The organism is Acetomicrobium sp. S15 = DSM 107314, from assembly GCF_016125955.1.
Classification (GTDB): Bacteria; Synergistota; Synergistia; order Synergistales; family Thermosynergistaceae; genus Thermosynergistes; species Thermosynergistes pyruvativorans.
This window is the reverse complement of record NZ_JADEVE010000410.1, coordinates 1-317: the sequence shown is the minus strand read 5'-3', so window position 1 is coordinate 317 and position 317 is coordinate 1. Positions and strand designations below refer to the sequence as shown.

The 317-nt window shown below is 38.5% G+C and carries 1 protein-coding gene; it reads left to right on the top strand.

Annotated elements, in window-relative coordinates; translation table 11 throughout:
* Positions 1 to 117: 117 nt before the first annotated feature.
* Positions 118 to 317 (top strand): hypothetical protein (locus EZM41_RS14040; protein WP_232619364.1); only part of this gene is annotated, 200 nt, incomplete at its 3' end.

Genomic DNA, 317 nt, shown 5'->3' with positions numbered 1-317 from the left:
TTAGTTTATATGCGATAACCTTCTCTGTCAAGACATCCGTGGTTCTATTTCAAATAATATAGAAACATTCCGGTAGTAAGAATCCCAACAACCTACACCGCCCCGTGATTGATTATTATGGATCCCATAAGCTGTGCCGCCGGCATAGCCACAATAGACGTGTATAAGGAAGAAAATCTTATTTGCATCCAAGAGGATCTCATTCAAAAAACCTATAGTGTTGGGAAATTTAATGAATTTTTTGTTTATGATCCTAAAATGCGACTGATTATGGCGCTACCCTTCAGAGATAGAGTGGTGCAATGGGCTATATATAG